Raw genomic sequence first — 2,482 nt, forward strand, 5'->3', positions numbered from 1 at the left:
CCCGGGAGGGTGTGGGAGAGTAGGTCACCGCCGGAACACCATTCACGGTCGAGGACCCCCAACCAAGGTTGGGGGTCCTCCCGCATTTAACCCCCCAACGCTTTCCTGGACGGCCACACCGAAGCGTTCGCAGCTTTGTGTGATGTTCCGACAGGATCCGCACCATCGGCCAGGACTTCGCCGCCGAGCAGCCGTTCCTGGCAGATCAGCGAATCGTTGCCAACACGGGCAGGCGGTACAGCTGGCTCACTATCGGGAGGTCCTCGAGACGACGAACCCCCGCAGGAATCGCGTCGAAGGAGAGCATCGCATGCAGGCTTCCAGGTATTGGGTCCCGTGTTCGTGGACCAGGAATACGATCGCGCCCGGGCACGGGGCTTGATTCAAGGTGCACTTGCGTTCGGCCTCGTCTGACTATGTCAACCCTTCCTGGCCCCGGCTGGACGGAGGTACCTGGCTTCTCCGCCCGCGAGGAAGATGTTTCCGCCGATTACAAATGGCGCCCCCCAACGGCCGCCCGTACGGGTTCTGGTAACGCATGCCCATATCCTTGAGGTCATGACCGAATGCGTCCTCACGGGCAAGGGAACCGCCTAGTGCAATGGGGCCCAGACGAAATGAGAACCCGGGTGTCCACCAAGGGATTCGTTCGGCTGCCGCTGAAAGGCGACATCTTTATCGATCACGAGCAACATAGAGATGCGGACTTTTCCGGACCGGAAATCAAGCACTTCAGTTCGTACGGGTCGCGCTTCGAGAACTGCAACTTTGAAAGCCTTCGCCCCGAATCTTGGTCGTTCAGCTCGGGCGAAGTCCTCTCGGAATACGTGAACTGCAGTTTCGACGGAGGACGCTTCCCGAACACGATCGTCGGACGGGCGCGCTTCATCGGGTGCTCGTTCCGCAGGGTGCGCATGAAGAGCTTCGCTCTGAGCGCGGGTGACCTCATCGACTCCACATTCAGCGGGGGAATTGATCTGTTGCAGCTCTGGGGAACCACCGGAGCTGACGCTGACATCTACGGTGATCGGACCAATGTCGTGAAGGGCAACGACTTCAGTGAAGCAGACATCGCTGATCCCGACTTTCGCTTCGGTGTTGATCTCCGTCAGCAGAAACTTCCAATCGGTCAGGACTACTTATTCGTTCCCGATGCTGCACAGGTCCTGGCACGCGCCTACCGGGCTGCTGTGGCGCTTGAGGATTTGGAGCAAAGAAGAAAGCTGCTGTCCATGATCCAGACCTCGCAACGGAGCGTGGAAAGTGGCCAAAGGGACGACTTCCTCTCCAAACGACGACTCCCCCGGAGCCTGCGGGAAACGTACGAGCTCTACTTCGGCTTCCTTTCGGGGCATTTAACCCGGAAAGGAAGTGCGTAGCAGTGAACGTCCCGATTGATTCCGCCCAGGCGGCTGTATGTGCGAGATTCGGCGCAGTCCCGCTGCTTCCGGGTGGCAGCATGAAAGTCGGTATTTCGCAGAATGCGCGGGGCGGTTCTCTTCCGGTGAATGGGCTCCGCCATGCACCTTCCGGCCACACGACGGGCCGGTACATATGGGCAGGCGAAGAGCTCTCTGAGGATGCAGGCTTTTTCCAGCCGCTGCATGTCGCCTCGAGGGGGAAATGAACCGTAGCGAACTCCGAGCAAGCAGTTCTGGAGTCTGACGGGTGCAGAACAGCTGCCTATTGACCTCGAGGTGGCACGCGTAACGATACTTGCTGACGATTACCGGGCAATCAGAACATCCCTAATTCCCAGCGCTTGACCGCGCGTACCGGGCTCTGCTCTGCGGGACACAAGGCAGCGCCCCCATGGTAAGGCCTCCGCGAAGTACGAAGGATCTGGACTACTGGCGCCACGGAGTTCAAAATAGACATTCCCGGCAGTGCCCTTTGGCAGTCCGCGCTGACCACGCTGTCAGCCGGCAGGATCAGTACCACGGAGTGGATGGCGGTGCTGATCCTTCTTTTTCGGACCTCCTCCACGGTTCCCTGGACCATCCCCGGCTCGGGCGGGTGCCAGCGCCGCAGCGGAGTGAAGAGCATGTAGCCGTAGGTAATGCGGCCAAAGGCAGGCAGGGTGGCTTCAGCCGTGGAGGAGGGGCGGTTCAAGAGGCCGGGGCATGCCTCCTGCGGGGTGGATTGCTGGCCGCCTTAGGAGCACGGCAACCCGGCTGCGCCCGCCGGCACGCCTGCCAGGGCGACCGGTGCCGACCAATGCCCGCTCCTTGAGATAGAGCCGGATGGACTTTGCGGCCGCAGCTCGAGGAAGGACCTCACTGTACGGCCCGGGCCCGCATTCTAAGTTCCGCATGCCCCGTGTTGTCCGGGACCCCAAAATGCTTGCACAAGAGCAGGAGGTCCCTGCAGAAATCTCAAACCCTCCGGGGTATCACGAAGTCTTCTTGGTAATTCAGTAGTCCTGAAGCCAGTGGCTTGAAAAAGGGCCGGCAACCGTTTGGTTGCCGGCCCTTTTTGCGTT

The 2,482-nt window shown here is 60.6% G+C and carries 1 protein-coding gene; it reads left to right on the top strand.

Translation table 11 applies throughout. The features are described 5' to 3' along the window. Nucleotides 1-629 precede the first annotated feature (629 nt). A complete protein-coding gene (locus M2428_RS22190; RefSeq protein WP_277528137.1) occupies nt 630-1,379 on the top strand; it encodes a hypothetical protein in 750 nt (249 codons plus the stop codon). Nucleotides 1,380-2,482: the final 1,103 nt, after the last annotated feature.

The organism is Arthrobacter sp. ES3-54, assembly GCF_029504395.1.
Lineage (GTDB): Bacteria > Actinomycetota > Actinomycetes > Actinomycetales > Micrococcaceae > Arthrobacter.